Consider the following 25,485-nt stretch of genomic DNA (forward strand, 5'->3'; position numbering starts at 1 on the left):
AACATATAAAATAACACTGAAGACAGTTTGTCTCAAGTCAATTAACTTAAAGGAGAGTAATAACTCATGTCTGCAATTACAGAAATTTATGCTCGCGAAGTTTTAGACTCACGTGGCAACCCAACAGTTGAAGCTGAAGTTTATACGGAAGCTGGTGCATTTGGTCGTGGAATCGTTCCTTCTGGTGCTTCCACAGGCGAACACGAAGCTGTTGAATTGCGTGACGGCGACAAGTCTCGCTTCATGGGCAAGGGCGTTACAAAGGCCGTTGCTAACGTAAACAACGTTATCGCAAAGGAAATCGTTGGCTACGAAGTAACGGACCAAGTTGCTATCGATAAGGCTATGATCGCATTGGACGGCACGCCTAACAAGGGCAAGCTTGGTGCCAACGCTATCTTGGCTGTTTCTATCGCTTGCGCACGTGCTGCTGCTGACGAATTGCAAGTACCTTTGTACAACTACTTGGGCGGTTTCAATGCTCACGTATTGCCAACACCAATGATGAACGTTATCAACGGTGGTGCACACTCTGACAACAAGGTTGACTTCCAAGAATTCATGATTATGCCTGTTGGTGCTAAGTCAGTTAAGGAAGCTATCCGCATGGGTTCTGAAACATTCCATAACTTGAAGAACCTGCTTGCTGCTGACGGCAAGGAAACTTCTGTTGGTGACGAAGGTGGTTTTGCACCTGACTTTGCTAACAACGAAGAACCTCTTCAATACTTGATCAAGGCTATCGAAGCTGCTGGCTACAAGCCAGGCAAGGATGTTTCCATCGCTATCGACGTTGCTTCTTCAGAACTTTGGGATGCAGAAAAGGGCAAGTATGTTCTTCGCTGGTCAACAAAGGAAGAATTCACAACGGAAGAATTCATCAAGTATCTTGAAGGCTTGGTTGCTAAGTACCCAATCATCTCAATCGAAGATCCTATCGACGAAAACAACTGGGATGACTGGAAGACGATTACGGCTGAACTTGGCAAGAAGGTTCAACTTGTTGGTGACGACTTCTTCGTTACGAACACACAATACCTTGCAAAGGGTATCCGCATGGGTTGCGCAAACTCAATCTTGATCAAGCTTAACCAAATCGGTACTTTGACAGAAACTGTTGAAGCTATCGAAATGGCTAAGGAAGCTGGCTACACGGCTATCGTTTCACACCGTTCAGGCGAAACAGAAGATACGACAATTGCTGATCTTGTTGTTGCTACAAACGCTGGCCAAATCAAGACAGGTTCTATGAGCCGTACAGATCGTATTGCTAAGTACAACCAATTGATGAGAATCGAAGATCAATTGACAGAAAACGTTGCTCAATACAAGGGTATCCAATCCTTCTACAACTTGAGCGAACAAGCACGTCAAGCAATCGAAGAAAAATAATTAGTTGATTGACTAATCAGGATTAATGATCCGCAAAACAAGGGACCTTATTTTAAGGTTCCTTGTTTTGTTTGTACATATTTTTGAAGCGATTTTGATTGCTTCAGCAGATGGGGGATTTTTATGGAAACTCTTCAATTGGATAAGACGCGGTTTCATTTTATTTGGCGCGGTGCAGTTGTCGGAGTCATTGCTGGTTTTGTCATCAGCTTATTCAGATTGTGCATTGAGAATATGCTGAAGATTGTTAAAATCGTATTTTCTGCCGGGTTTGAAAAACCGATTTGGATGCTGTTGCTCTTTTTGTTTTTTATCGTTGCTTGGCTGGTTAATGCGAAATTTATTAAGGATGAGCCAAACATCAGCGGTTCTGGCATTCCGCAAGTTGAAGGACAGCTTGAAGGAGAACTTGAACTGAGTTGGAAATCAATTTTTTTCCGAAAGTGGATCGGAGGGGTTCTTTCAATCGGATCTGGTCTTTTTCTTGGAAGAGAAGGCCCGTCAATTCAGCTTGGAGCGGCAGTTGGACAAGGTTTTGGAGAAAAAACCAAACTTAAGGGAACGGGATTGCGCGTAATGATTGCCGGTGGTGCGGCAGCGGGTTTATCATCTGCGTTCAATGCTCCGATTGCGGCGTCATTGTTTGTGACCGAAGAGATTTATCATAATTTTTCTCCATTGATCTGGACAACGGCGTTATCGGCCTCTGTGACTGCTAACCTTGTGTCGCTTTATTTCTTTGGAATGACGCCAGTGCTTCATATGGCGTATAGCCACACGCTTCCTTTGTGGCAGTATTTTCATTTGATTATTTTGGGAATTTTCTTGGGGTTGTTGGGTCTCGTTTATGATAAATTCACTCTGGGAGTTCCAAAGGTTTATAGTAAGATCTTCAAATTTCCGCGATGTTTTCATGGGATTATTCCGTTGATCATCCTTGTTCCGATTGGTCTGTTGTTTCCTTCGACTCTTGGGGGCGGCAATTCGCTTATTATATCGCTGGGGAGTCATCCAACGGCGACAACGATTTTTTTGGGACTTTTCATTTTACGGTTACTGTTTTCGACCGTGTCATTCGGTTCGGGACTCCCGGGCGGTATCTTTTTGCCGATTCTGTCGCTCGGTGCAATTTTAGGCGGACTTTACGGCTCGTTTATGGCTGATATTGGACTGATGCCAAGAATGTACGTCGTCAACTTCATAATTTATGCCATGGCCGGTTATTTTGCCTGCATTTCAAAAGCACCCTTTACGGCTATTTTGCTGGTAACCGAAATGGTCGGGTCAATCAAGCACTTGATGCCGTTAGCAGTTGTCGCACTTGTTGCATATATGGTTGTCGATCTGCTTCGGGGTGAACCGATTTATGCGGCAATGCTTGATGATATTTTGAAAAAATCCAAAAATTCCAAGGTTCATGGCGATTTTAAAGATCGTTTGGAGATTCCTGTTTTTGTCGGTTCGTTTTTGCAGGATAAGCAAGTCAGAGACATCAATTGGCCAAAAGAATCGCTGTTGATTTCAATCAGAAGAGGCGAAAAAGAACTTTTGCCTCACGGGGATACAGTAATCAGAAGTGGGGACACGCTGGTCGTGCTTGTTTCCCATTCCGAGCGCTCGAGAATCAGAAGAGCGATTGATGCCAATGCCTTTGAGCAAAATAATAATTAACTGGAAAAATTATGAAATATATGCTAAATTAGAGTAGATGTAGTTTACCAAAGCGGGTAAGGAGGGTACCCTGTTGTACAATACGCTCTTAACACTGTTAATGATTGATTCTGTTTTGATCATTATTTCTGTCATGATGCAGCCTGCTAAGACAGATAATGCATCGACAGCATTATCCGGTGGTGCCGCTGACCTTTTCAGCAAGCAAAAGCCGCGCGGATTTGAAGCATTCATGCAAAAAGTTACCACTGTTTTAGGAATCGTATTCTTCGCTTTAGCATTAGCGTTGGTTTACATTTCTTCACACTAACTAAGAGTTGGCTCCCTGCGTAATATTAGGTTATCGGGGAGTTTTTTTAATCTAAAAATGAAAATTTAAAGAAAAAGAACGAAAACGAGGAAGTCAATGGAAAAAGAGAAGATTATCGAAAAATTATTGGCACGTTTTAAAGAGTGTCCAAGCCAGGAATTTACGGTACGTGAATTAGCTGAAGGACTTAAAATGAATGATGGCGTATCATTCAAATTTGTCGTTCAAGCAATTGCGCAAATGGAACATGACAAGCAGATTACTTTGAATCAAAACGGGGCATTTACATTGGCCCAGGATAATTCATTGCCAAAATTCACGGGTATTTTTCATGCCAATGATCGCGGCTTTGGATTTGTCACGGTTGATCCGGAACAACCAGACTTTTTCATCAATCCGACTCAAACCTTATCTGCTCTTAATGGTGATGAAGTTGAAGTTGAGATGCTGACTCCTGGCGATGAAGCTTCAGGCAAGCGACCAGACGGAAAAGTCGTTTCGATTGTCGAACATAATTTGACGCAGGTCGTCGGCTCGTTTTTTGTCGATTCTGATGCAACTTATCCGACAGGAATCCTTGGTGAGATTCATCTTAAGGACAAAAAATTGGCCGCATATCGTTTCCTGTTGGAAGACAACGGGCTGCACCCCGTTGAAGGAGAAGTCGTGTTGGCTGATATTACGTCTTATCCTGATCCGCACGTTCCCGGCATTTTAAAGGGCGTGGCGGTTAAAGTTATCGGAAACGTTAACGATCCTGGCATTGATATTTTGCAAATCGTTTATCAACACAAGATTCCTTCCGAATTTCCTGAAGAGGTCATGGAGCAAGTTGCCAGAATTCCTGATCATGTTACGGAAGAAGAAATGAAAGGTCGTCGCGATATTCGCGATCAACAACTCGTTACGATTGATGCAATCGAATCAAAAGACTTGGATGATGCGGTAACCGCTTGGAAATTGCCGAACGGAAACTATCATTTAGGCGTTCATATCGCAGATGTTTCGCATTATGTCACGCCCGGAACCCCGCTTGACGATGAAGCTTTTTCGCGCGGAACCTCTGTATATTTGACGGATCGAGTAATCCCGATGCTTCCGGCAAAACTGTCAAACGGCATCTGTTCGCTTAATCCAAAGGTAGATCGCTTAGCGCTTTCATGCGACATGGAAATTACTCCTGAAGGCGAAATCATTGCGCATGAAATTTATCCGAGCGTTATCAAAACAACGGAACGAATGACCTACATTGCCATCAACAAGATTCTTGAATCACATGATGAAAAGACGATGGAAAGATATAAGGATCTTGTACCGATGTTTGAAACGATGGGCGAATTGCATAAAATTTTGCTCAAAATGCGCAAAAGGCGCGGTGCCATCGAATTTGAAGAAAATGAAGCAAAAATTATCGTTGACGAAAAAGGTCACGCAATCGATATCGAGCTTCGCGAACGCGGGACAAGCGAACGCATGGTTGAATCATTCATGCTTGCGGCAAATGAAACGGTTGCCGCACATTTCAACAAGGCGAACGTGCCGTTTCTTTACCGAATTCATGAAACGCCGAAAGAAGAAAAGATTAAACGATTCTTTGAGTTGTTATCTGCAATCGGCGTCGAAGTTACGGGATCAACGCACGATATCACTCCAAAGATGTTGCAGAACATTTTGAAAAAAGTTGCCGGACGCCCGGAAGAAGCCGTTGTCTCGGTTATGCTGCTTCGATCAATGCAACAAGCAAAATACTCTCCTGAACCGCTTGGACATTTCGGAATTGCAGCAACCGACTATACGCATTTTACGTCTCCAATCAGACGTTATCCTGACTTGATGGTGCATCGCATGGCTCATTATTATGCAGAACACGGGCTTTCGGAAGATTCCCAAGCAGTTTTTCGTGATGAGCTGCCGGAAGTCGCAACGCATTGTTCACAAATGGAACGTCGTGCAATTGATGCCGAACGTGATACGGATGCGATGAAGAAAGCCGAATACATGGCAGATCACGTAGGTGAAGAATTTGACGCAATGGTCAGTTCAGTAACTAAATTCGGTATGTTCGTCGAATTGGACAATACGGTCGAAGGATTGATTCATATCAGTGAAATCGGTGATGACTACTATGTTTTTGTTGAAAAACACATGGCATTGGTCGGACGTAACAAACACAAGACGTATCGCATCGGCCAGCCCGTGCGCGTCAAACTGCTTGACGTCAACGTTGAACAAAAAGAAATCAATTTCAAGCTCCTTGATTTGGATAAGGCACCGACGTCCGATCTGCTTGAAGGCGTTGATCTTCCTGAATTGCCGCCACGTCGTCAAGGAAATCGCGATAACCGCCGTCATGGCAAAGATGATCGCAAGCGTGGCGGAAAACGCTCTGGATTTGACAAGAAAAAAGATTACAAGAAAGGCAACAAGCCATATTATAAGAGTGGCCGAAACAATAACAAGCGTCGCAAATAGAAAGGTCTGGTTCGGATGGCTGGAAAAAATAGTGAAAAACAACGTCCGTTGGCTCAAAATAAAAAAGCAAGACATGATTACAATATTTTGGAAACCGTTGAAGCAGGAATCGTGCTGACGGGCACCGAAATCAAATCCGTTCGTGAAGGTCGCGTGACTCTAAAGGACGGGTTTGCTCAAATCAAAAATGACGAGGCTTGGCTTGAAAATGTTCATATTTCAGAGTATACCGCAGGCAATCGATTTAATCACGATCCTTTGCGCAGACGCAAACTGTTGCTTCATAAAAAGCAGATTGTTCAACTTGGACAAAAAACCAGCGCAAAGGGCGTGACGCTCGTTCCGCTCAAAGTCTATCTCAAAAATGGCTTTGCCAAAGTTTTGATCGGCGTAGCAACCGGTAAACATGAGTATGATAAGCGTGAAACAATCAAGCGACGTGATCAGGAACGTGAGATTCAACGAACGCTCAAAAATTTTAAATAATTTTTCGTACGCATAGAAATTAAACGCTATGCGTATTTTTTATATTGTCATTAGCAGCAAATTGAGTAATAAAAAGTGACATCTTAAGTTTTTTGTTACACTTGTGTAACATTACTGCATTTAGCAATCTCATTGTAATTAAAGTGTCATATCATTCATCAAAATACACGTTATACTTGATTAAAGTAAAGGGGCTGTTATATAGATGAAAATAAAAAAAGCAGTACTGCTGGTTTTGATTTCCATTTTGTTCAATCTTCGTGCAGCAGCGGTTGTCGGATTATGCGATTCGGTTGCTGACATTCATGCAAAACAAGAATCGGTCAAGAAACAGCTCGACCAAAATTCAAACGAATTGTCTGGAAAAATGGATGAAATCAACCAAGTTTATCAAAAACTTTCAGATTTGGAAGGAAAGAAGAAAGAAACTGAGCAACAGATTACACAAACGCAAACCAAGTTGCAACAGGCGCAGCAAGAAAAAAAGAATCGCGTCAGAGATGCCAAAGAACGTCTTTGCGAACTTCAAAAGCGCCAAGGAACCAATACGAGTCTTTCGATTCTTGAGAAATCGACAAGCTTGACTCAGTGGTTAAGAAGCATGATTGCTTTGCAACGTTTGCAAAGCGTATATAATGACAGCTTGGCCGCCGTTAAGCAAAGCATTGTCGATATTTCGCAAGCCAAGGAGCAATTGCAAGGATACAAATCAAACCTTGTTTCACAAGAACGCCAAGTCAATGATCAAAAAGCAGTGCTTGATTCGCAGATGTCAGATTTAAAGAAAAAAATTGCTGACGGACAAAGCGAAATGAAACAGCTGGCCGATCGTGAACAACAGGCGAAAGCGATGGAAGAAGCACAAAAGAAAGCGGCTGAAGAAGAAGCACAAAAGCAAAAACAGCAGCAGGTTCAGCAGACGTCAACGAAAACGGTTGACAATTCTAAGGCTGCAACATCGGCAGACAACGTTTCAGGTTCAAAGACGTTGACAATGTCAGCAACGGCCTATTCGACTGAAGCCAATGGAATGGGTACTTATTCCGCAACAGGAATCAACCTCAAACAACATCCAAGCTGCGTTGCAGTTGACCCAAGCGTCATTCCTCTCGGAAGCATTATCTGGGTTTCTGGTTACGGAGTTTCCGTTGCCGGAGATACGGGAACGGCAATCAAAGGCAACGTCATCGACTTGCACTTTGCGACGGTTGCTCAATCGATGGCATGGGGTCGTCGAACTGTAACGGTCAAAATTTTGAATTAATAATAAAAGAGGCTGGGAAAAACTTTGTCTCAATTGAAAAACCGGATGATTTGCAATCAAGTGCAAATCTAATCCGGTTTTTTCGTATACAGGAGATCGCTTTCCTTAATGGAAATAACCCAAAATAGTTTTGCGGTAAATTTGACTGAGAGCTTGGCTGGATTGGCTGAGCAGTACTGCTGCTTGAAAAAAGTAGTTTTTATTCATTGGAAATTAAAAAGGCCGGACAAAGTCAGTCGCAAATCGACCGCCTTTGTTCGGCTTTTCGTTTAATTCAAGAGAGACACGGGCCTTTTTTCTCAGCCTCTTTTGTCATGGAATCGATGAACATCGATGGTCCCGTTCTGATCGTAAAATAAAACAGCCGTAAATTTGCATACGGCTGTTAATCCGAGTCGATCGATGTCAGACGGCAATCTGCAAATGTTTGTACTCATGAGCATCAATCAGGCAAGTTGAACTTCCCTTAAAGCCTAAATGACGATAAAGGTGTTCAGCCTTGGTATTTTTAACGTCGACGTCAAGGCCGATTCTGGCTTTGTTTCTTTTGTGCGCAACTTTCGGCAATGCTTTAAGCAAGGCCGTACCGATGCCGCACCCTCTGTATTTGGGCGAAACGACCAACGAATCAAGATACCATTCGTCAGGAAGCTCAGAATCATCCTGATCATACACGCTGTCGCGCTTTTGAAGGCCAACGGAAGGAAAGAAGCGGCATAAAAGAGAATCGACTTTGTGCTCGTTTTCATTTGGATAGCCAAATGCGATTCCCGCCACTTTTCCGCTAACGTCTGCGACGATAATTTGCGCAAGCGTTTTGCGACACTCAGGAGTTTCGAAAGAACGCTCCAACGCTTTGCAAAGTTTTTTGTCATCGGCTTGTTTCAGCAAAGGCACCTCCATTTCTTTTAAAATAATATGGAACAGTGCCATTATCTGCTGGGCGTCGTCTTCTTCTGCTTGACGGATTATCAAATTGTAAGTTCCTTTCTCTCTAATGCTTTAGTCAAATGCAAGGTTTCTGCCGCAGCCGAATCGCCGATTGCGCGCCTTCGTCCCGGTTTTGGCCCAATAATCAAGAATTGAAGCGATGCAAAGAAGCAATGCCTCATCTTCTTCATGGGAAATGGTGAATTCAAGATAATCTCCGCTTGCCAATTGGACCTCGTTGATGGTCATGATGCATTCTCGACCATGAAAAACGCGGTAATTGTAAGTCGAAAGGTTGCCCATAATCAGCCAGTTGAGCTTTTTCACGAACAGCATTTCTCGACTGACACCGTAATATCGGCGAATCGAGCCGGCATACTTGCGTTTTTTGTATAAATCAAACTTTGGCAGCATTCCAAGTGAGCGTTGCTTGATTTCGGCTTCAAGCAAATTAGATGAAGAGTAGACCGACATGACGCCGGCGTGCATCCCCCAACGGCCGTTGATAAGATAGACATTTGAGCCGTTTTCATCCGTAATCGTCGTTGTTCCGCGAGTTGACAGGCGATTGCGATGCGAATATAATTTGCGCACTTGAAACTCACCTCGATTCTTTTATCGAAAGATTTGACTAATTTTGGGTTGCCAATACTTCTTCAATTGCTTTGCCGACGCCATCTTCGGTGTTGTTGACCGTCAGATGCTTGGCAAGCATTTTGATTTCATCGGTTGCGTTTCCGACGGCATAGCTGATGCCGGCGGCCTTGATCATCGAAGCATCATTGTTGTTGTCTCCGATAGCCATCACGTTGTCCATTGGAACGTTGAGACTGTCGGCAAATGCAGCAAGCGCTACGCCCTTTTGAGCATTAACGTGGTTGATTTCGATGTTGCGAGAACCGGATGAGGTGATGACAAGATTCTTGTCCTTTGAAAGCTCATCTTTGATAGGACCGAGAACTTTCATGCCTTCTTGACTGAAAACAACGATTTTGCAAATCATTGTATGCGGATCATCGACGAGATCCATATAATTGTCGACATAGTTGATGTTCATCAGTTCCATTCGAGCTGATGCAAGCGTAACGGCCAATTTATAAGAAGTATCGGGACTGATGCTTGCGAGAAGTTCCGCAAAGTTTTCGATTCGCTTAGCTTTATCATCGGAGCAAACGCCCTTGTCAGTAATTACTTCAAAGTAAAGTCCCTTTTTATGCAAGGAAACAATAATTTTTTTGGCAACCGTATCAGGAATCGGGGCGGCGCTGATCATTTTGGCATTTTCATCCAAGACGATTGCACCGTTTAGCGTGATCATAGGACAGGTAATGTCGGCAGCCTGAATCAATGGCTTGATTTCTTCAAGGGAGCGCCCTGAAGAAACGACAAAGTGCACGCCAAGAGACTGTGCATGTTTGATTGCTGCGGCGTTGCCTGGTGAAATGACCATTTCGTCATTCAACAAAGTTCCGTCCATGTCAGATGCGATGATTTGAACCATTGAAATTAACCTCACTTTATTTGTCTATCACTATAATTTTAACATGAAAACGCGTGAAAAACGATTAAGAGCGGATAAAAATCAATAATTTTCCAAGGGTGAAATGAAAATTGAAATGTAAGCGAAAACATATGTGAATAGGTTAACATTGTGATAAAATAAAAGCGAGGTGCTGAAATTGAAAACAATTATCCATAACGAATGGCAAGAAGTGCTGGAATCGGAGTTTGAATCTGATTATTATGCAAAGTTGCATGCCTTTTTAAAGAACGAGTATTTGAGTCATACGATTTATCCGGACATGTATCATATTTTTGAGGCTTTTGAATTGACCCCGTTTTCAGACGTTAAAGTGGTCATTTTGGGACAGGACCCGTATCATGGACCAAATCAGGCGCACGGATTGAGCTTTTCGGTTTTTCCGGGCGTAGATATTCCACCGTCATTGCGCAATATCTACAAAGAGCTGGAAAGCGATCTTGGAATCAAGCCGGTCAAGCACGGTTATCTAAAAAAATGGGCCGAGCAAGGCGTGTTGATGCTAAATTCTGTTTTAACGGTCAGAAACGGACAGGCTTTTTCGCATAAAGGCAAGGGATGGGAAAGGCTGACGGATGCTGCAATCGAAAAATTGTCAAGTCGTCCCGGACCTGTTGTCTTTATTTTGTGGGGACGTGCCGCACAAGATAAAATCAGTTTGATTGATACGACGAAAAATATTGTTTTGAAATCGGCACATCCAAGTCCTTTGTCGGCGAGTCGCGGCTTTTTTGGCTCGCGTCCGTTTTCAAAGACCAATCAGGCATTGATCGCAATGGGAGAGGAGCCAATTGATTGGCAGCTTCCTGAAACGATTGATGAACTTTAATCAGGAAATCAAAAATTTATTAACAGAGGTGCAGATGGTATGGATTTATTTGAAAGTTTGAAAAATAAGATTTCTGGCAAGAACATCAAAATCGTTTTTCCTGAAGGAAACGACGAACGCATTGTTAAAGCAGCGGTTCGTTTGGCAAATGACGGCATGATCAAGCCAATCATTCTTGGAGCAAAAGAAACGGTCGAAGATTCGAATAATGGACAGGCTTTGCCGGAAAGCATCGAAGTAATCGATCCTGACAAGTATCCTTCGGAAGAATTTGAAAAGATGGTGGCAGCTTTCGTCGAGCGACGCAAGGGAAAGAATACTGAAGAACAGGCACGAAAGATGCTGAAAGACGTCAATTATTTCGGAACGATGATGGTCTACATGGGAAATGCCGACGGACTCGTTTCCGGTGCCATTCATCCAACGGGAGACACGGTCCGTCCTGCGCTTCAGATTATTAAAACGAAGCCAGGCGTCAGTCGGACGAGCGGTGCATTCATCATGAGTCGTGGGGATGAGCGCTATTATTTTGCTGATTGTGCGATCAACATCAATCCTAATGCTGAAGAACTGGCAGAAATTGCCGTTCAAAGCGCAAGATCTGCGCGTTTGTTCGATATTGATCCGCGCGTTGCGCTGCTCAGTTTTTCAACGATGGGCTCTGCAAAATCGGATGAGGTCACAAAGGTTCAAGAAGCAACCAAGCTTGCTAAGGAAATTGCTCCTGATGAACAAATCGACGGCGAACTCCAATTTGACGCTGCATTTGTCAAAAGCGTTGCGGAAAAGAAGGCTAAAGACTCAAAAGTTGCCGGCAGCGCAAACGTTTTTGTCTTTCCTGAACTGCAGTCAGGAAACATCGGCTACAAGATTGCGCAGCGTTTGGGCAATTTCGAAGCGGTCGGACCAATTCTTCAAGGCTTGAATGCGCCTGTTTCCGATCTTTCGCGCGGATGCTCCGAAGAAGACGTTTATAAGGTTGCTTTGATCACGGCAGCGCAAACGCTGGGGGACTAAGAGCATGCAGTTTTCCGTATCAAATGCAGAGCTTACCCAAAAAGTCGCTGAAAAACTTGCCAAAGCGCTCCATGCCGGCGACGTCATTTTGCTTGACGGTGATCTTGGAGCCGGAAAGACAACGTTTACAAAGGGGTTGGCGCGCGGACTCGGCATTAGGAAAAACGTCAAAAGTCCGACTTTCACATTGATTCGCGAATATCACGAAGGTCGTTTGCCTCTTTACCATATGGATGTGTATCGGCTTGAAGAAACGGGCGGAGACGATCTTGGCCTTGAAGAGTATTTCAACGGTGACGGAGTAAGCGTTGTTGAATGGTCGCAGTTTGTTGAAGATGATTTGCCGAAAGAATTTTTGATCGTTCATTTTATCAAAGATGAAACGGATGACGATAAGCGAACGTTAGTCTTTGAACCCCGTGGAAAACGCTATGAAGAGATGTTGAAGATTTTTGAGTAGAACATCAAGCATGTTGTAAAAGTCCATAACGGAAAAATCCGGATTGCGTCAGCACACAGTCCGGATTTTTTAGCGAATTTAATCTTATCGTTTTCGCGGGTATTTGTAAATAAATGATTTCAATGTATCAGATCCAAAATTTTGAAGTTGAGAAAGCAAAATTTTGGCACATGCCTGACTGTCATCCAAGGCATTGTGGTGATGTGCGAGGTCAATGTCAAGATTTTGACAGAGGGTATCAAGCTTATTGTCTTGGAAATCATAGAATTGCTTGCTTGTCTTGACGGTATCGATGACGTTAAAATGAGGGGCAGCTATCCCGTATTTTTCCAACGTGCGCGTCAGCACGCTGCAGTCGAAAGGGGCATTATGCGCAACGACGAGCGATTCAGGCGTAAAAAAGCTTTCGATATGAGGCCACAGTTCGGAAAAATCCGGAGAATCGGCAACCATTTGAGGTTTGATTCCATGAATGGCGATATTTCGATAATCAAAATTGGTTTTTGGATTGATGAGCGAGTAGAGCTCATCAACGATCTGATTGTTTTGAACGACCGTCAATGCTAAAGAACAGGCACTGTTTCGTTTAGCATTTGCCGTTTCAAAGTCAAATGCAACAAAATTCATATTTCCCTTCCTTTAAATTTTCAAATCAGCCGTTTCAAGCAAGACGGGACAATGGTCCGAGCCCATGATGTCTGTCAGAATCTCTGCATTTTCCAACGAATCCTTCAGCGATTCTGAAACGATGAAATAATCGATGCGCCACCCGGCATTGTTTTTTCTGGCATTGAAACGATAGCTCCACCATGAGTAGATGCCTGTTTCATCAGGATGGAAGAACCGAAACGTGTCAAGATATCCGTTTTCCAAAAGTCGCGTCATACAGGAGCGTTCTTCATTTGAAAAGCCGGCATTCTTATGATTTGTTTTTGGGTTTTTCAAATCGATTTCTTCATGCGCAACGTTCAGATCACCGCACATGATGACCGGTTTTTTCTCTTTTAAAGCATTGAGATAATTTAAGAAGGCATCTTCAAAGCCCATCCGAAAATCAAGGCGTTTGAGTTTTGGCTGCGAATTTGGCGAGTAGCAGCAGACAAGATAAAAACTTGCATATTCCAAAGTGATAACTCGGCCTTCATGATCGAATTCGCTGTTTTGGATTCCGTAGCTGACCGATTGAGGTTCGTGTTTCGTAAAAATTGCCGTTCCCGAGTATCCCTTGCGTTCAGCGTAATTCCAATATTGATGATATCCTGGCAAATCCAGTTCGACTTGTCCCTCCTGCAATTTGGTTTCCTGGATGCAAAAGAAATCGGCATCAAGTTTTTCAAAGACTTCGCTAAAATTTTTTTTGAGTACGGCTCTTAGGCCGTTGACGTTCCATGAAACAAAATTCATCTGATCTCAGTCCCTTGTTTTTGATGTGTTCATTATAACAAATTTGTTGACGCTAAGCACTTGGATGGATATAATTATCGAAAAAAGCGAGGTGCAGCAGATGAAAATGGACGGACATACGCATACGCAGCTGTGTGCGCACGGAAGTGGAGAAAAAACTGAAAAAATGATTGAAAAGGCAATCAGATTAGGTTTTACTGATTATTGCATTACGGAACATGCACCGCTTCCGGCTGGTTTTGAAACGTCATATGAAGGACCAAGGGAAGGGTATGAGACTGCATCGCTTGGTTTTGATCAGCTCGAAGAGTATTTTGAGCATGCCGAATGTTTAAAAGAACGATTCAAAGGAAAAATCAACGTTCATATTGGATTTGAAACGGATTATTTGCCAGGATTTGAATCCGAAATCAAAAAATTCCTTGATGAATACGGCCCGCGTTGCGATACGGGAATTTTGTCGGTTCATTTTATTCAAAATTCAGAAAATAAATTCCACTGCATCGATTTTTCACCTGAAGATTTGGAAGCCGGCGTAAAAGAGTTGTTGGATGATCCCCAAGAAATATATCATCGATATTTAATGCTCGTCAAAGATTCGATCGAAGCCGATTTGGGAGAATATGCTCCGAAAAGAATCGGACATATGAGTTTAATTAAAAAATATCAAGATTATTTTTCATTTCCTGAAAAGTTTGATGAACGCAACATGCTGCTTATCGAAGAGATTTTAAAAGAAATCAAGCAAACTAAAAGACAGCTTGACTTTAATCTTGCCGGAATGTACAAGCCGTATTGCAATGAGTTTTATCCGGGAATTCAGGTGCTTTCTTTGGCCAAAAAGATGCAGATTCCGTTGATCTACGGATCGGATGCGCACGAAATCGATGCCGTTGGTCAAGGCTATCATCTTTTTTCAAGTCTGGCTCAATAATTTTCAGGATTTTTATTGACTTTTGAAGCATAAATGTTTATTATTAATTGTAAATTAATTCCTAATTGAATTTTAATTAATTGTAATGACCAGGAGAAAACTGTCAGAAAGAGCGTTAAGAGAGTCTTGGAAGCTGTGAACAGACCGCTCGTGGCAGCGTACACGCCTGCGAGCTGATGAAATGAACCATTAATATTGAACTGTAGTAGTTTTATCCGGTTAGTTCCGTTATCGCTGTTGACTCGTTCAACATGAGGTCCGTATTGCGAAATGCGGATGAAACGGGGTGGAACCACGATAAAACGTCCTCCGATGTCCTTTTTAGGATGTCGGTTTTTTTTTACATAAAAAAGAAGGGAAGGAATCCGAGTGAAAAAATTTCGTTTGCCGCCAGGGTTAGGTGATGAGCTGGACGAACAATTGTCAATTGAAAACAAAGTTTCTTTTTGGATGATCAAAAGATTGCATGAGCGCGGATTTTCACAGATCAAAACGCCATTGCTCGAGTATTTTGAACTTTTTGAAGATTACCGAATGCCGAATCAAAAAATGTATCGATTGGGCGCAAGAGACAGCAGGGAACTTGTAATCAGACCTGATATGACTTTGCCTGTTGCTCGATTTTTATCGACTCAAAATGTCAAGCTGCCGGCGAAGTTTTTTTACATCGGGGATCTTTACCGTAAAAATCGCGATTTGTCAGGTTTGTGTGATCAGGCTTATCAGTTGGGAGTCGAACTTGTCGGATATGCATCAAAAAAGGCAGAGCTTGAGTGTTTAGAACTTTTAAGCGAACTTAATCGAACTTTTCTTGGCGGAAGATTAAATCTTGAACTAGGACATGCTAAACTGGCTGATGAGGCACTTAAGGTTTTGAGCATTGATGAAGAAAAAACGCTTGCCATCAAGGAAGCATTGTTTGAGAAGAAACTTCCGCTTTATTTCAAACTGATCGAACCGTTCAGATCGAATCGAAGCTACCATTTTTTTAAAGCGTGGCCAAGATTGTTCGGGAGTGTTGAAGAAGTCGAAACAAGTCTCAAAAAGATGGAAATTCCTGAAACGATCGAACATAGTCTGAATGAAGTTTTTGAAATTGCCAAGGCCTGCGAAGTTTTGGGAGGACACAAGGCAAATCTTGATTTGAGCGCTCCGGGACCGCAGCCGTATTATACGGGAATCGTTTTTAAAGGATATTTGCCGAACGCTTCGAGAAACGTCATCAGCGGCGGCAGATACGATCGGATGCTTGAGAGCTTTCAAGAGGAACCGGAACCGGCAGTCGGAATGGGAATCGAGCTTTCGTTTCTGTCCGAACTTTTGAAGGACAGGCTGCCACGGACAAAAACGTTGCCGACTTTGGTGTATTTTGAAAAAGAACAGCTCAAGCAAGCGATGGATCTGGTGAAAAACAGCGATTCCCTGCAGCTTAGTCTTTCGGATACGTTGGAAGAGGCAATGGCAGAGGCCAAAAGACTTGGCAGCGGGTTGATTGATTTGACAAAGGAGGGATGACGTTGCTGAAAATTGCTTTGACCAAGGGAAGAACCGAAAAACAAGTAATTCCGCTGCTTGAAAAAAGCGGGGTCGATTGCAGCGGCCTTTTGAACAAGAAACGCAGGCTGATTGTCAGCGTTGCCGACAAGTACCAGTTCGTTCTGGCAAAAGGCTCTGACGTTATGACGTATCTGACGAACGGGGCCTGCGACATCGGAATTGTTGGCAGCGACATTTTGGAAGAGCAGGGACGAACCGAAAATCAGCTGCTTGACTTGAACGTCGGCAAATGTCGTTTCATTTTGGCTTCGACGTCAAGCTTTGATCCAAAAGAAGAAAGGCGCAAGGTGATCGGAACAAAGTATCCGAACATTACGCAGCGCTATTTCGAATCAATCGGAGAAGACGTTGAAATCGTCAAAATTGAAGGGTCCGTCGAATTGGCGCCATTGGTCGGATTGGCGGATGCGATCGTGGATTTGACGGAAACCGGAACGACGCTCAAGGAAAATAATTTGGAAATCTATGCGGAACTTGGACCGATTTCAACCAGGCTCGTGGCCAATCCAATTTCGCTTAAGCAAAAGAAACATGAAATTTTTGAGTTGGTTGATGCGTTGGAAAACGTTTGCGGGGGATTTGAATGAAAATTTACGAAAACAAAAATTTAAACGAAATGAAAAAAATCGTTTCAACATATACGAAACAGACGAGCGATCCTGAAATCGAAAGGGCAGTCGATGATATTTTGAAAGACGTTCGAGTCAGTCAGGACGATGCGTTAAGAAAATACAGCGAAAAATTCGACGGGGTGAAAATAAACGATTTCAGGGTTCCAAAAGAAGCATTGAATAAAGCATATGATTCGATTGACGATAAATTGAAAAACGCAATGGAGCTTGCGAAGAAGAACATTGTCAGTTTCCACAAGTTGGAAATCGAAAAAGGCTTCATTGATCTTGGCACGAAAGGAATCATGCGCGGCCAAAAGGTGACGCCGCTTGAAAGCGTCGGCTTATACGTTCCCGGAGGTCGAGCAGCGTACCCTTCGACAATTCTGATGTCGGCTTTGCCGGCTAAGATTGCTGGTGTCAAAAAAGTCGTCATGGTGACTCCGCCACAAAAAGACGGTATTTCAACGGCCGTTTTGGCAGCAGCCAAACTGGCAGGAGTCGACGAAGTTTATCAGATTGGCGGTGCTCAAGCAATCGCCGCGCTGGCATTTGGAACGCAATCGATTCCGAAGGTCGATAAAATCATCGGACCCGGCAATATTTTTGTTGCCGTTGCCAAGAAGAAGGTCTTTGGCACGGTGGCAATTGATATGGTTGCCGGGCCGTCTGAAATTGGCATTTTGGCAGACGATTCGGCAAACGCCAGACAGATTGCGGCAGATCTGCTGTCGCAAGCAGAACACGATCCGCGTGCGCGTGCAATGCTGATTACAGATTCGAAAAAGTTGGCAGAAGGCGTCTCAAAAGAAGTCGAGATTCAATTGCGGACGCTTCCGAAAGAAAAAATCGCTCGCCAATCAATCGAAGACAGGGGCTTTATCGCAGTCATGGACGATAAAGAGGAAATGTTTGATCTGATGAACGAGGTTGCTCCGGAACATTTGGAAGTCAATCTTGAAAATCCGACCCAGTATCTTCCTTTGATAAAAAATGCAGGGTCCGTCTTCTTGGGCAAATACGCTTCAGAGCCTTTGGGCGATTACGTAGCCGGACCAAACCACGTTTTGCCGACCGGCGGGACTGCACGCTTTTCTTCTCCGCTCGGCGTTTATGATTTCGTCAAGCGAACTTCATTCGTCCAATTTTCAAAAGATGCTTTGGCAGCCGATGTTGAGGCGATTACGACGCTGGCCAGGGAAGAAGGACTTGAAGCGCATGCGAGAGCTGTTGAAAGCCGCTTCGGGAAGGAGGATTTTTGATGAGAAAAGCAAACATCAAGCGAATGACGAAAGAAACGACGATTGAGGTGCTTTTGAATCTTGATGAGCAGTTTCCCTCAGAAATCGATACCGGTATCGGTTTTTTTGATCACATGCTGACTCTTTTTGCCAAACATGGTCGTTTCGGGCTTAAAGTAAAGGCAGTTGGCGACCTGGACGTTGACTGTCACCATACCGTTGAAGATACCGGAATCGTAATCGGAGAATGCTTTAAACAGGCATTGGGAGACAAGGCTCAGATTGAACGTTACGGAAATGCAATCGTGCCGATGGATGAGACATTGGCACAGGTAACGATAGACCTCAGCGGTCGGTCATACCTTGTATTTAACGCGGATCTTGAAAATCAAAGGCTCGGGAACTTTGAAACCGAAATAGTTGAGGATTTCTTTCAGGCCGTAGCGTTTTCTGCAGAGATGAATCTGCATGCCAACGTGATATACGGGCGCAATACTCATCACAAAATTGAGGCATTGTTCAAAGCATGGGCAAGGGCAATGCGTCAGGCGGTTGAAATCAATCCTGAAATCAAAGGAGTGAATTCGACAAAGGGGGTTATCTGATGATTGTTGCGGTTGACTATGGCGCAGGAAATCTTGCCAATGTTTTGAAGGCTTTTCGTTATTTGGACGAAGAAGTTTCGGCAAGTTCTTCTCCGACAACGATTCGTCAAGCTGACGGAATCATTTTGCCTGGCGTGGGCGCATTTGGCAGTGCCATGGATGAATTAAAAAAAAGACGGCTGAACCAGGTTTTATATGAAGAAGCCAAGGCAGGCAAGCCGTTGCTTGGTATTTGTCTTGGGATGCAGCTTTTGTTTGATGAATCGGACGAATTCGGAGTTCATGAAGGTCTTCATTTGATTCCGGGAAGAGTCGAAGCGTTTCCGAAGGATATTGATCTGCTGGTTCCGCAGATGGGCTGGAATCAAAACGTCGTCAACAATGAACAAAGTATTTTTGCAGACGTTTTAGACGGAAGCTATACTTATTTTGTTCATTCCTATTATGCAAAATGTGATCAGCAATATGTTGTTTCGTACACCAATTACGGTGTCAAGGTACCTTCTTGCGTAGAGTTCAAGAATGTTTACGGGATGCAATTTCACCCTGAAAAAAGCGGGGAAAAGGGTTTGGAAATGCTTGAACGTTTCATAGAAAGGGTGGATGAGTGATGATTATACCGGCAATTGATCTTAAAGATGGTCACAGCGTAAGGCTTTATCAAGGAGATTACGCAAAGCAGATGCTGGTGGCGCAGGTTCCGGAAGAACAGGCAAAAGCAATTGATGAAGCGGGACTTAATGCTTTGCATCTCGTCGATTTGGACGGAGCCAAAGCCAAGCATCCGGTCAATACGGAAACGGTCAGAAAGATTCGACGAAATTTCGAAGGATATATTGAACTTGGCGGCGGAATCAGGACGCTTGAAGATATTTCGGCCTGTCTTGAAATCGGAATTGATCGAGTAATTCTTGGTTCCGTTGCCGTTACTGATCCTGAACTTGTCAAGAATGCCTTGCAAAAATTCGGTGAAGAAAAAATTGCGATCGGAATCGACGGAATGAACGACAAGGTTGCCGTCAACGGATGGCTTGAAAAAACCGAAGTAACGCTTGAAGAGCTGATGAAAGAAATGGAAGCAATCGGTGCCAAGTATTTTATCGTGACCGACACTTCAAAGGATGGAACTTTGGCAGGACCAAACATTGATCTTTATCGCAATTTGAAAAAAAAATTTCCGAATGCCGTAATTACTGCATCCGGTGGCATCAGCGGGTTGGCTGACGTCAAAAAGCTGCTCTTTTGTGGGGTTCGCGAAATCATCGTCGGCAAAGCGCTGGCAGCAGGAAGGGTGACGCTTGAAGAACTTTCGGAGGTGAACCGTCATGCTCGCTAAAAGAATCATTCCATGTCTTGACGTCGATCATGGCAAGGTCAAAAAAGGAATCAACTTTAAAAATCTTGTTGATGTTGGTTCTCCGGTTGAAATTGCTGCGGAATATGAACTTCAAGGAGCTGACGAGCTGGTTTTTTTGGACATTACGGCAACGCTTGATCAAAGAAAAACAATGGCTGAAACGGTTGAAGAAGTTTCAAAGCAAGTCTTCATGCCTCTGACCGTTGGCGGCGGCATCAAATCCGAAGAGGCAATGCATGAGCTTTTGCAAAGCGGTGCCGACAAAATTTCGCTCAACTCGGCCGTAATCAATGATCCTGAATTGATAACGGATGGAGCCGAGCGTTTTGGAAGCCAGTGCATCGTTTGTGCGATTGACGTCAAAAAAGACGTCGGAACGGGACGGTATCAGGTCTATTCAAAGGGCGGAACTGAAAATACCGGACTTGATGCCATAAAATGGGCCAAAAAAGCCGTTGAGCTCGGTGCCGGAGAATTGCTCGTTACGAGCATGGACTGCGACGGGACGAAACAAGGATTTGATATTGACCTTTATCAGCAAATCGGCGAGGCTGTTCATGTTCCGATCATTGCATCAGGAGGTGCAGGCAAAAAGGAAGATTTTTTGGACGTTTTTCAAAAAACGCCCGTAACAGGTGCTTTGGCAGCTTCGCTTTTTCACTTCGGCGAACTTAAAATCGAAGAACTCAAAAAGTATCTTGAAGAAAACGGGGTGAACGTCAGACGATGAAACCTGTATTTGACAAAAGCGGGCTGCTGACAACCGTTGTTTGCGATGCCAGAACGAACAAGGTTTTGATGGTGGCCTGGATGAATGAGGAAAGCTATGCATTGACGAAAAAAACGCACCAGACATGGTTTTGGTCACGTTCTCGCCAAAAACTTTGGCATAAGGGCGAAGAAAGCGGAAATACGCAGGAAGTCGTTTCGATGACGCTTGATTGCGATTTCGACACGCTGCTTGTCAGCGTGATTCCTGCCGGTCCCGCATGTCATACCGGACATGAAACGTGCTTTTTCAATGAAGTTGAAATGGAGGAGTAATTTATGCAAGATTTGGACGAATTATATCAATCTGTTGTAGAGCGCAAGGAAAATCCCAAACCGGGTTCTTATACGGATTATTTATTTACGAAGGGATTGGACAAGATTTTGAAAAAAGTCGGCGAAGAGTCGACTGAAGTCATTGTTGCAGCCAAGAATCCGGACAAAAGCGAACTGCGTTACGAAACGGCCGATCTCTTATATCATTTGATGGTTTTGCTGGTTGAACAAGGCGTTTCTTTTGACGAAATCAAAGAAGAACTCGGAAGCAGAGTCGGTTTAATGAGCAAAACGAAGGATCGTCCGGAAATTAAAGACTTGTAGTCGGAAAGGAGTTTTTCGATGCGTGAAAATCTTAAGAACCTATGCGCTTACGTTCCGGAAGCTTCGCTTGATGAGGTCAAAAAGAAGTATGATCTGAAAAAGGTTTATCGACTTTCGGCAAATGAAAATCCTTACGGAACTTCAAAAAAAGTTGAAGAAGCCGTCAAGAACTGGAATTTTTCCGAAAGCAATCGTTATCCGGACGGATATGCGCAAAAATTAAGAACGGCAATTGCGAAGCATATCGGTTGCAAGGAAAGCCAACTGATTTTAGGCGTCGGTCTGGATGAAATTATTGCAATTTTGTCACGGACGTTTCTTGATCAAGGAGACGAGGTCATCGTTTCCGATCCGACTTTTTCTGAATATGAACTCAATGCTTTGATTGAAGGCGCAGTCGTCAAGCATGCAAAATGCAGTGAAGAAACCGGCAAGACGGATTTTGAAGCCATGCTTTCAGAAATGACGGATAAAACCAAAATGATTTGGATCTGCAATCCGAACAACCCGACCGGTGCACTCAACCCGGTTGAAGAAATTGATGCTTTTTTGTCCAAAGTTCCAAAAGACGTTATCGTCTTGATAGATGAAGCTTATATTGAATTTGCCGATGGAAACCAAACGGCAATCGGTTTGCTTTCAAAATACGACAATGCAGCTGTTATGAGAACTTTTTCGAAAATTTATGGTCTGGCAAACTATCGTGTCGGATATATCGTGATGTCGAGCGAACCAGGAAACGTTTTGCAAACGGTCAGATGTCCGTATAATCTGAATTCGTTGTCTCAAACGGCGGCACTGGCGGCGCTTTCCGATCAGAAATTCGTTGAAAAGTGCGCAGGAAAAAATGCGCGCGAACGTGAGAAGCTGGAAAAATTTTTCGAAGAAAACGACATTTTTTATTTCAAAAGTCAAGCAAATTTTGTCTTCTTTAAGTTTGAAGATGCGGAAAAGCTCGCTGAATATCTTTTAAAGCATGGTTATCAGGTTCGTCGCGGTCTGCGCAAGGACTGGCTTCGAGTCACGATCGGCAAGAAGAAGGAAAACGCTGAATTGATGCGACTTATTTTGCAGTATCACAATGAAAAGAGGAAGCAATGATTGATTTTGAAACGGTTAACATCTTTTTAAAAAACAATCAGCATGTAACGATCAGACCTGCATTTTCAAGCGAGGCGAACGAGGTTGCCGATTTCTTTAAAACGGTGACCGAAGAAACGGAATTCTTGTCAAAACAAGCAGACGAAGCAAGTTCTCCGGGCGAAATCTGGCGCTTTTTGCGAGTTTCGGAACGTTCAAAAAATTCTTTGTTTATTGTCGCCAAATCAAACGGAAAAGTCATCGGCATGGGTCAGGTCGTTTTTCGCAATAAAAAAAAGAGCCGTCATCGCGCAACCGTTTCCGTTGCAGTCAAAAAGGAATTCTGGGGGATGGGGCTTGGAACTGCTTTGATGCAAGGCATGACTGCATTTTCTGAAAAAAACGGTGCCAAACAGCTCGAATTGACCGTCATGTCAGAAAATAAGCGGGCAATCAGTCTTTATGAGCGACAAGGATTCATTGCGGTCGGACGCATGCCGAATGCTTACTTGATGAAAGACGGCAGTTTTTGCGATGAGATTTCGATGGTCAAAATTCTTTGAGGTTGGTTTCTGAATGCAATCCATGTTAAAATGGCAAGTGTAATTTAGCAAAAGGAAGCATTTTAAATGGACAATATTGAAACGAAAATCATGCAAGAGTTGAAAGGAATCATCGTTAAGCCAAACGAGCCGCTCTGCAAATATACCAATACGCGGACTGGTGGTCCGGCAGATTTTGCCGTATTCCCGACAAGCATTGAAGAAGCCAGAAAAACAGTTCTTCTCACTAAAGAAAACGGCCTTGACCTGACCGTTATCGGCAATGCAAGCAATTTGATCGTCAAGGACGGCGGCATCTCCGGCGTCGTCATGATTTTGACGAAGATGGATTCCGTCAGAATCGACGGGGACAAAGTGGTTGCAATGGCCGGAGCTGCTTTGATTGATGCAACGCAGGCTGCGTATGAGGCAGGCCTGACCGGTTTTGAATTTGCATCCGGAATTCCGGGATCCGTCGGTGGCGCAATTTTCATGAATGCCGGGGCATATGACGGTGAAATCAAAGATATTGCCGAATCGGTGACGGTTCTGACTCGTTCCGGCGAAATCAGGACTTATAAAAATGCAGAGCTTGATTTCGGCTATCGTCACAGTCGGCTGCAAGACGAAGACGATATCGTGCTTGAGGCAACGTTTTTGCTTAAGCACGGCGACAAGGAAAAAATTCATGCGCGCATGGAAGAGCTGAGTTTTCTTCGTGCCTCCAAACAACCGCTTGAATATCCTTCCTGCGGCAGCGTCTTTAAACGTCCGGTCGGACACTATACCGGCAAGCTTGTACATGATGCAAATCTCCAAGGGTTTACGATCGGTGGTGCGCAAGTTTCAAAAAAGCATGCCGGTTTTATCGTCAATGTTGGCAATGCTACGGCAACTGATTATCAAAACGTCATCAAGCACGTTCAGGACGTCGTTTTTGAAAAATTTGGCGTAAGACTGGAAACAGAGGTCAGAATTATCGGAAAAGATTGAGATATATAAAAGAGGTTGGTAAAATAGTCCCGTTTTCCTCTTTAAATAAATTAAATGCCGAACAAAGGAAATCGCCAGTCGACTGATTTTGTCCGGCATTTCTAATTTCCAATGAATAAACGGGTCTTTGTCAAATGGTGTTGATGACCTCGAAAACTTCACTTCAGAAATGGAGTGGAGTTTTTTTGTTCCCGTCGGTTTCTCCTGTGTTTTTTCAAATTGGTACAGTTACGTATCAACACCGCCTGCGTTTCCGCTGGCGTGGATTCATGTATGAATTTATGCCGTTGATTCGCAAAGCTCGAACGCGCTGCGACCTAACTGGGTTTCACCTCGCAGCCCGTTCCGCCCAGGTACTCTCACTTGGCAGGCTCGCCTGCTGGCGTTCGAGCAGGCCTGGTGCTCGCGGGTTAAGCGCTCGGTTCCACACCTTGTCTCTGTCGCGCGCTCCACGACTTTGCCCGGTTGCGGTTGACATCACAATGCTTACCCGCCGGAAACTACGGCTGGAGGAAGTGTATTCAGAGAGGCTGTCTCAAAAACACTTCCAGCGTCAGCTTCTGATCAGCGCAATGCGTTTCCTGAAGTTATCAAGATTCCCGAATCCAAAGCAACTGCGTTTCAAACTCTTGATTCTGCGTTTTATTCCTTCAACCGGACCGTTGGAGAAATCATACTCGACGCTGTTAAGAACAGCTGTCATGTTCTTCTTGGCTGTGTCCATGTTCTGACCCGAACGACGGTAGTTTTCCAGGACATCAATGAGCCTCTCCCTGTTTTTTTCTTCAGTGCATTGAATACATCCTGATACGCATCGTAGACCTTTTCAAACTGCGGGTGATTTTTGACAATCAGGTCAAGGGCATTCTATTGCGTCATGTATTCATTGACTCCCCGTAAATAAATCGACCTGGCAGCTTCAAGGTCAGCGAAATCCTTGTGAAACAGACGCCAGTGTGCCTTCAGTATCTTGTATTCCCTGCAGTGGCAGTCGTTCATCTTCTTCATCAGGCTTATCCTTGCATTGCCCAGCGCTCTTCCGCCCAGCTGTACGATGTGGAATCGGTCGATGATGATCTGGGCATTCAGGTCGACAACTACGGATTTCACCGCAGCTCTTTCCCGGTTCGTGTAGCGGTTCATGAAGTGCTCCATGATTGTCTTCGTCAATCTGTTTTCAAGAATAGCCACGATGTCATGACTTCCTTCAGTGTCGCAGCAGGTGAATGACATGGTGCTGTTCACGGAACGGAATTCATCAAAGCAGAGATTCTCTCCCGTGCCGAATGCAGCGCCTGATAAATCAGCGCGACAAACTATTTTTGGTTATTTTCATCACGGAAGGCAATCGTCCTGCATACGCAAAAAACCGGATCAGATTTGCAATTGATTGCAAATCATCCGGTTTTTCAATTTGAGGCA

Annotated in this window: 29 protein-coding genes; 22 read left to right on the top strand and 7 right to left on the bottom strand. The window is 43.9% G+C overall.

Annotated features, from left to right (window positions below; translation table 11 throughout):
• Nucleotides 1–66 precede the first annotated feature (66 nt).
• The 6 genes from eno (at nt 67) to LRC_RS03470 (ending at nt 7,595) form a co-directional block, all read left to right on the top strand.
• A complete protein-coding gene (eno, locus tag LRC_RS03445) occupies nt 67–1,392 on the top strand; it encodes a phosphopyruvate hydratase (protein WP_003692594.1) in 1,326 nt (441 codons plus the stop codon).
• Between the two features lie 123 nt (nt 1,393–1,515).
• Nucleotides 1,516–3,063, top strand: coding sequence for a ClC family H(+)/Cl(-) exchange transporter (locus tag LRC_RS03450; protein ID WP_014073172.1), 1,548 nt, complete (start codon nt 1,516–1,518; stop codon nt 3,061–3,063).
• A gap of 73 nt (nt 3,064–3,136) precedes the next feature.
• A complete protein-coding gene (gene secG, locus LRC_RS03455; protein ID WP_003692598.1) occupies nt 3,137–3,373 on the top strand; it encodes a preprotein translocase subunit SecG in 237 nt (78 codons plus the stop codon).
• A gap of 96 nt (nt 3,374–3,469) precedes the next feature.
• Nucleotides 3,470–5,845, top strand: coding sequence for a ribonuclease R (gene rnr / locus LRC_RS03460; RefSeq protein ID WP_014073173.1), 2,376 nt, complete (start codon nt 3,470–3,472; stop codon nt 5,843–5,845).
• 15 nt (nt 5,846–5,860) lie between these two features.
• Complete coding sequence (gene smpB / locus LRC_RS03465) at nt 5,861–6,331, top strand: SsrA-binding protein SmpB (RefSeq protein WP_003692601.1); 471 nt, start codon at nt 5,861–5,863, stop codon at nt 6,329–6,331.
• A 205-nt stretch (nt 6,332–6,536) separates the two neighbouring features.
• On the top strand, nt 6,537–7,595 hold the full coding sequence (locus tag LRC_RS03470) for a 3D domain-containing protein (RefSeq protein WP_014073174.1): 1,059 nt from the start codon (nt 6,537–6,539) through the stop codon (nt 7,593–7,595).
• A gap of 405 nt (nt 7,596–8,000) precedes the next feature.
• On the opposite strand, the gene LRC_RS03480 is transcribed toward LRC_RS03470, so the two are convergent.
• The 3 genes from LRC_RS03480 to LRC_RS03490 are packed head-to-tail and all read right to left on the bottom strand — an operon-like array spanning nt 8,001 to nt 10,026.
• Complete coding sequence (locus LRC_RS03480; RefSeq protein ID WP_003692605.1) at nt 8,001–8,570, bottom strand: GNAT family N-acetyltransferase; 570 nt, start codon at nt 8,568–8,570, stop codon at nt 8,001–8,003.
• Between the two features lie 27 nt (nt 8,571–8,597).
• Complete coding sequence (locus tag LRC_RS03485; protein WP_014073176.1) at nt 8,598–9,119, bottom strand: LURP-one-related/scramblase family protein; 522 nt, start codon at nt 9,117–9,119, stop codon at nt 8,598–8,600.
• Nucleotides 9,120–9,156: 37 nt separating this feature from the next.
• Nucleotides 9,157–10,026 (bottom strand): Cof-type HAD-IIB family hydrolase, encoded by an 870-nt coding sequence (locus LRC_RS03490; RefSeq protein ID WP_014073177.1) that lies wholly within the window; start codon nt 10,024–10,026, stop codon nt 9,157–9,159.
• Between the two features lie 178 nt (nt 10,027–10,204).
• Between LRC_RS03490 and LRC_RS03495 the strand changes: the two genes are divergently transcribed.
• The 3 genes from LRC_RS03495 to tsaE are packed head-to-tail and all read left to right on the top strand — an operon-like array spanning nt 10,205 to nt 12,371.
• Nucleotides 10,205–10,894 carry a uracil-DNA glycosylase gene (locus tag LRC_RS03495; protein WP_014073178.1) on the top strand — a complete coding sequence of 230 codons (690 nt, stop codon included), beginning with the start codon at nt 10,205–10,207 and terminating at the stop codon, nt 10,892–10,894.
• Nucleotides 10,895–10,933: 39 nt separating this feature from the next.
• Entirely contained in the window at nt 10,934–11,911 is a 978-nt protein-coding gene (gene pta / locus LRC_RS03500; RefSeq protein WP_014073179.1) for a phosphate acetyltransferase, read from the top strand.
• Nucleotides 11,912–11,915: 4 nt separating this feature from the next.
• Complete coding sequence (gene tsaE, locus LRC_RS03505; RefSeq protein ID WP_014073180.1) at nt 11,916–12,371, top strand: tRNA (adenosine(37)-N6)-threonylcarbamoyltransferase complex ATPase subunit type 1 TsaE; 456 nt, start codon at nt 11,916–11,918, stop codon at nt 12,369–12,371.
• Nucleotides 12,372–12,455: 84 nt separating this feature from the next.
• On the opposite strand, the gene LRC_RS03510 is transcribed toward tsaE, so the two are convergent.
• Entirely contained in the window at nt 12,456–12,998 is a 543-nt protein-coding gene (locus tag LRC_RS03510) for a 3'-5' exonuclease (RefSeq protein WP_003692617.1), read from the bottom strand.
• A 12-nt stretch (nt 12,999–13,010) separates the two neighbouring features.
• Nucleotides 13,011–13,775, bottom strand: a complete 765-nt coding sequence (locus LRC_RS03515) for an exodeoxyribonuclease III (protein WP_014073181.1) — start codon at nt 13,773–13,775, stop codon at nt 13,011–13,013.
• 100 nt (nt 13,776–13,875) lie between these two features.
• Here LRC_RS03515 and hisJ point away from each other — a divergent pair, with 100 nt between their 5' ends.
• From hisJ to murB, 13 genes are all read left to right on the top strand, one after another.
• Nucleotides 13,876–14,709 (top strand): histidinol-phosphatase HisJ, encoded by an 834-nt coding sequence (hisJ, locus tag LRC_RS03520; protein WP_014073182.1) that lies wholly within the window; start codon nt 13,876–13,878, stop codon nt 14,707–14,709.
• A 369-nt stretch (nt 14,710–15,078) separates the two neighbouring features.
• The gene (locus LRC_RS03530; protein WP_014073183.1) at nt 15,079–16,224 is read left to right on the top strand and encodes an ATP phosphoribosyltransferase regulatory subunit; all 1,146 of its coding nucleotides are present in this window, start codon (nt 15,079–15,081) and stop codon (nt 16,222–16,224) included.
• Nucleotides 16,221–16,853 carry an ATP phosphoribosyltransferase gene (gene hisG, locus LRC_RS03535; protein WP_014073184.1) on the top strand — a complete coding sequence of 211 codons (633 nt, stop codon included), beginning with the start codon at nt 16,221–16,223 and terminating at the stop codon, nt 16,851–16,853. The genes LRC_RS03530 and hisG overlap by 4 nt, the downstream gene beginning before the upstream one ends.
• The gene (hisD, locus tag LRC_RS03540; protein ID WP_014073185.1) at nt 16,850–18,139 is read left to right on the top strand and encodes a histidinol dehydrogenase; all 1,290 of its coding nucleotides are present in this window, start codon (nt 16,850–16,852) and stop codon (nt 18,137–18,139) included. Before hisG ends, hisD begins: the two co-directional genes overlap by 4 nt.
• Nucleotides 18,139–18,723 carry an imidazoleglycerol-phosphate dehydratase HisB gene (hisB, locus tag LRC_RS03545; protein ID WP_014073186.1) on the top strand — a complete coding sequence of 195 codons (585 nt, stop codon included), beginning with the start codon at nt 18,139–18,141 and terminating at the stop codon, nt 18,721–18,723. Before hisD ends, hisB begins: the two co-directional genes overlap by 1 nt.
• Nucleotides 18,723–19,334 carry an imidazole glycerol phosphate synthase subunit HisH gene (hisH, locus tag LRC_RS03550; RefSeq protein ID WP_014073187.1) on the top strand — a complete coding sequence of 204 codons (612 nt, stop codon included), beginning with the start codon at nt 18,723–18,725 and terminating at the stop codon, nt 19,332–19,334. Before hisB ends, hisH begins: the two co-directional genes overlap by 1 nt.
• Nucleotides 19,334–20,059 carry a 1-(5-phosphoribosyl)-5-[(5-phosphoribosylamino)methylideneamino]imidazole-4-carboxamide isomerase gene (gene hisA / locus LRC_RS03555; protein ID WP_014073188.1) on the top strand — a complete coding sequence of 242 codons (726 nt, stop codon included), beginning with the start codon at nt 19,334–19,336 and terminating at the stop codon, nt 20,057–20,059. The genes hisH and hisA overlap by 1 nt, the downstream gene beginning before the upstream one ends.
• Nucleotides 20,049–20,810: an imidazole glycerol phosphate synthase subunit HisF gene (gene hisF, locus LRC_RS03560; RefSeq protein WP_014073189.1), complete on the top strand. Its 762-nt coding sequence runs from the start codon at nt 20,049–20,051 to the stop codon at nt 20,808–20,810. The genes hisA and hisF overlap by 11 nt, the downstream gene beginning before the upstream one ends.
• Nucleotides 20,807–21,124, top strand: coding sequence for a phosphoribosyl-AMP cyclohydrolase (gene hisI, locus LRC_RS03565; protein WP_003692638.1), 318 nt, complete (start codon nt 20,807–20,809; stop codon nt 21,122–21,124). The genes hisF and hisI overlap by 4 nt, the downstream gene beginning before the upstream one ends.
• A 3-nt stretch (nt 21,125–21,127) precedes the next feature.
• Nucleotides 21,128–21,448 carry a phosphoribosyl-ATP diphosphatase gene (gene hisE, locus LRC_RS03570; protein WP_003692639.1) on the top strand — a complete coding sequence of 107 codons (321 nt, stop codon included), beginning with the start codon at nt 21,128–21,130 and terminating at the stop codon, nt 21,446–21,448.
• 18 nt (nt 21,449–21,466) lie between these two features.
• Nucleotides 21,467–22,549 carry a histidinol-phosphate transaminase gene (hisC, locus tag LRC_RS03575; protein ID WP_014073190.1) on the top strand — a complete coding sequence of 361 codons (1,083 nt, stop codon included), beginning with the start codon at nt 21,467–21,469 and terminating at the stop codon, nt 22,547–22,549.
• A complete protein-coding gene (locus LRC_RS03580) occupies nt 22,546–23,091 on the top strand; it encodes a GNAT family N-acetyltransferase (protein WP_014073191.1) in 546 nt (181 codons plus the stop codon). Before hisC ends, LRC_RS03580 begins: the two co-directional genes overlap by 4 nt.
• A 66-nt stretch (nt 23,092–23,157) precedes the next feature.
• Nucleotides 23,158–24,063 (top strand): UDP-N-acetylmuramate dehydrogenase, encoded by a 906-nt coding sequence (murB, locus tag LRC_RS03585; protein ID WP_014073192.1) that lies wholly within the window; start codon nt 23,158–23,160, stop codon nt 24,061–24,063.
• A 553-nt stretch (nt 24,064–24,616) separates the two neighbouring features.
• On the opposite strand, the gene LRC_RS11190 is transcribed toward murB, so the two are convergent.
• The gene (locus tag LRC_RS11190; protein ID WP_167317011.1) at nt 24,617–24,766 is read right to left on the bottom strand and encodes a transposase; all 150 of its coding nucleotides are present in this window, start codon (nt 24,764–24,766) and stop codon (nt 24,617–24,619) included.
• A gap of 164 nt (nt 24,767–24,930) precedes the next feature.
• The gene (locus tag LRC_RS11195; protein WP_144011383.1) at nt 24,931–25,308 is read right to left on the bottom strand and encodes a transposase; all 378 of its coding nucleotides are present in this window, start codon (nt 25,306–25,308) and stop codon (nt 24,931–24,933) included.
• Nucleotides 25,309–25,485 lie beyond the last annotated feature (177 nt).

Origin of the sequence: Ligilactobacillus ruminis ATCC 27782, from assembly GCF_000224985.1 — a bacterium.
In the GTDB taxonomy this organism is placed as follows: Bacteria; Bacillota; Bacilli; order Lactobacillales; family Lactobacillaceae; genus Ligilactobacillus; species Ligilactobacillus ruminis.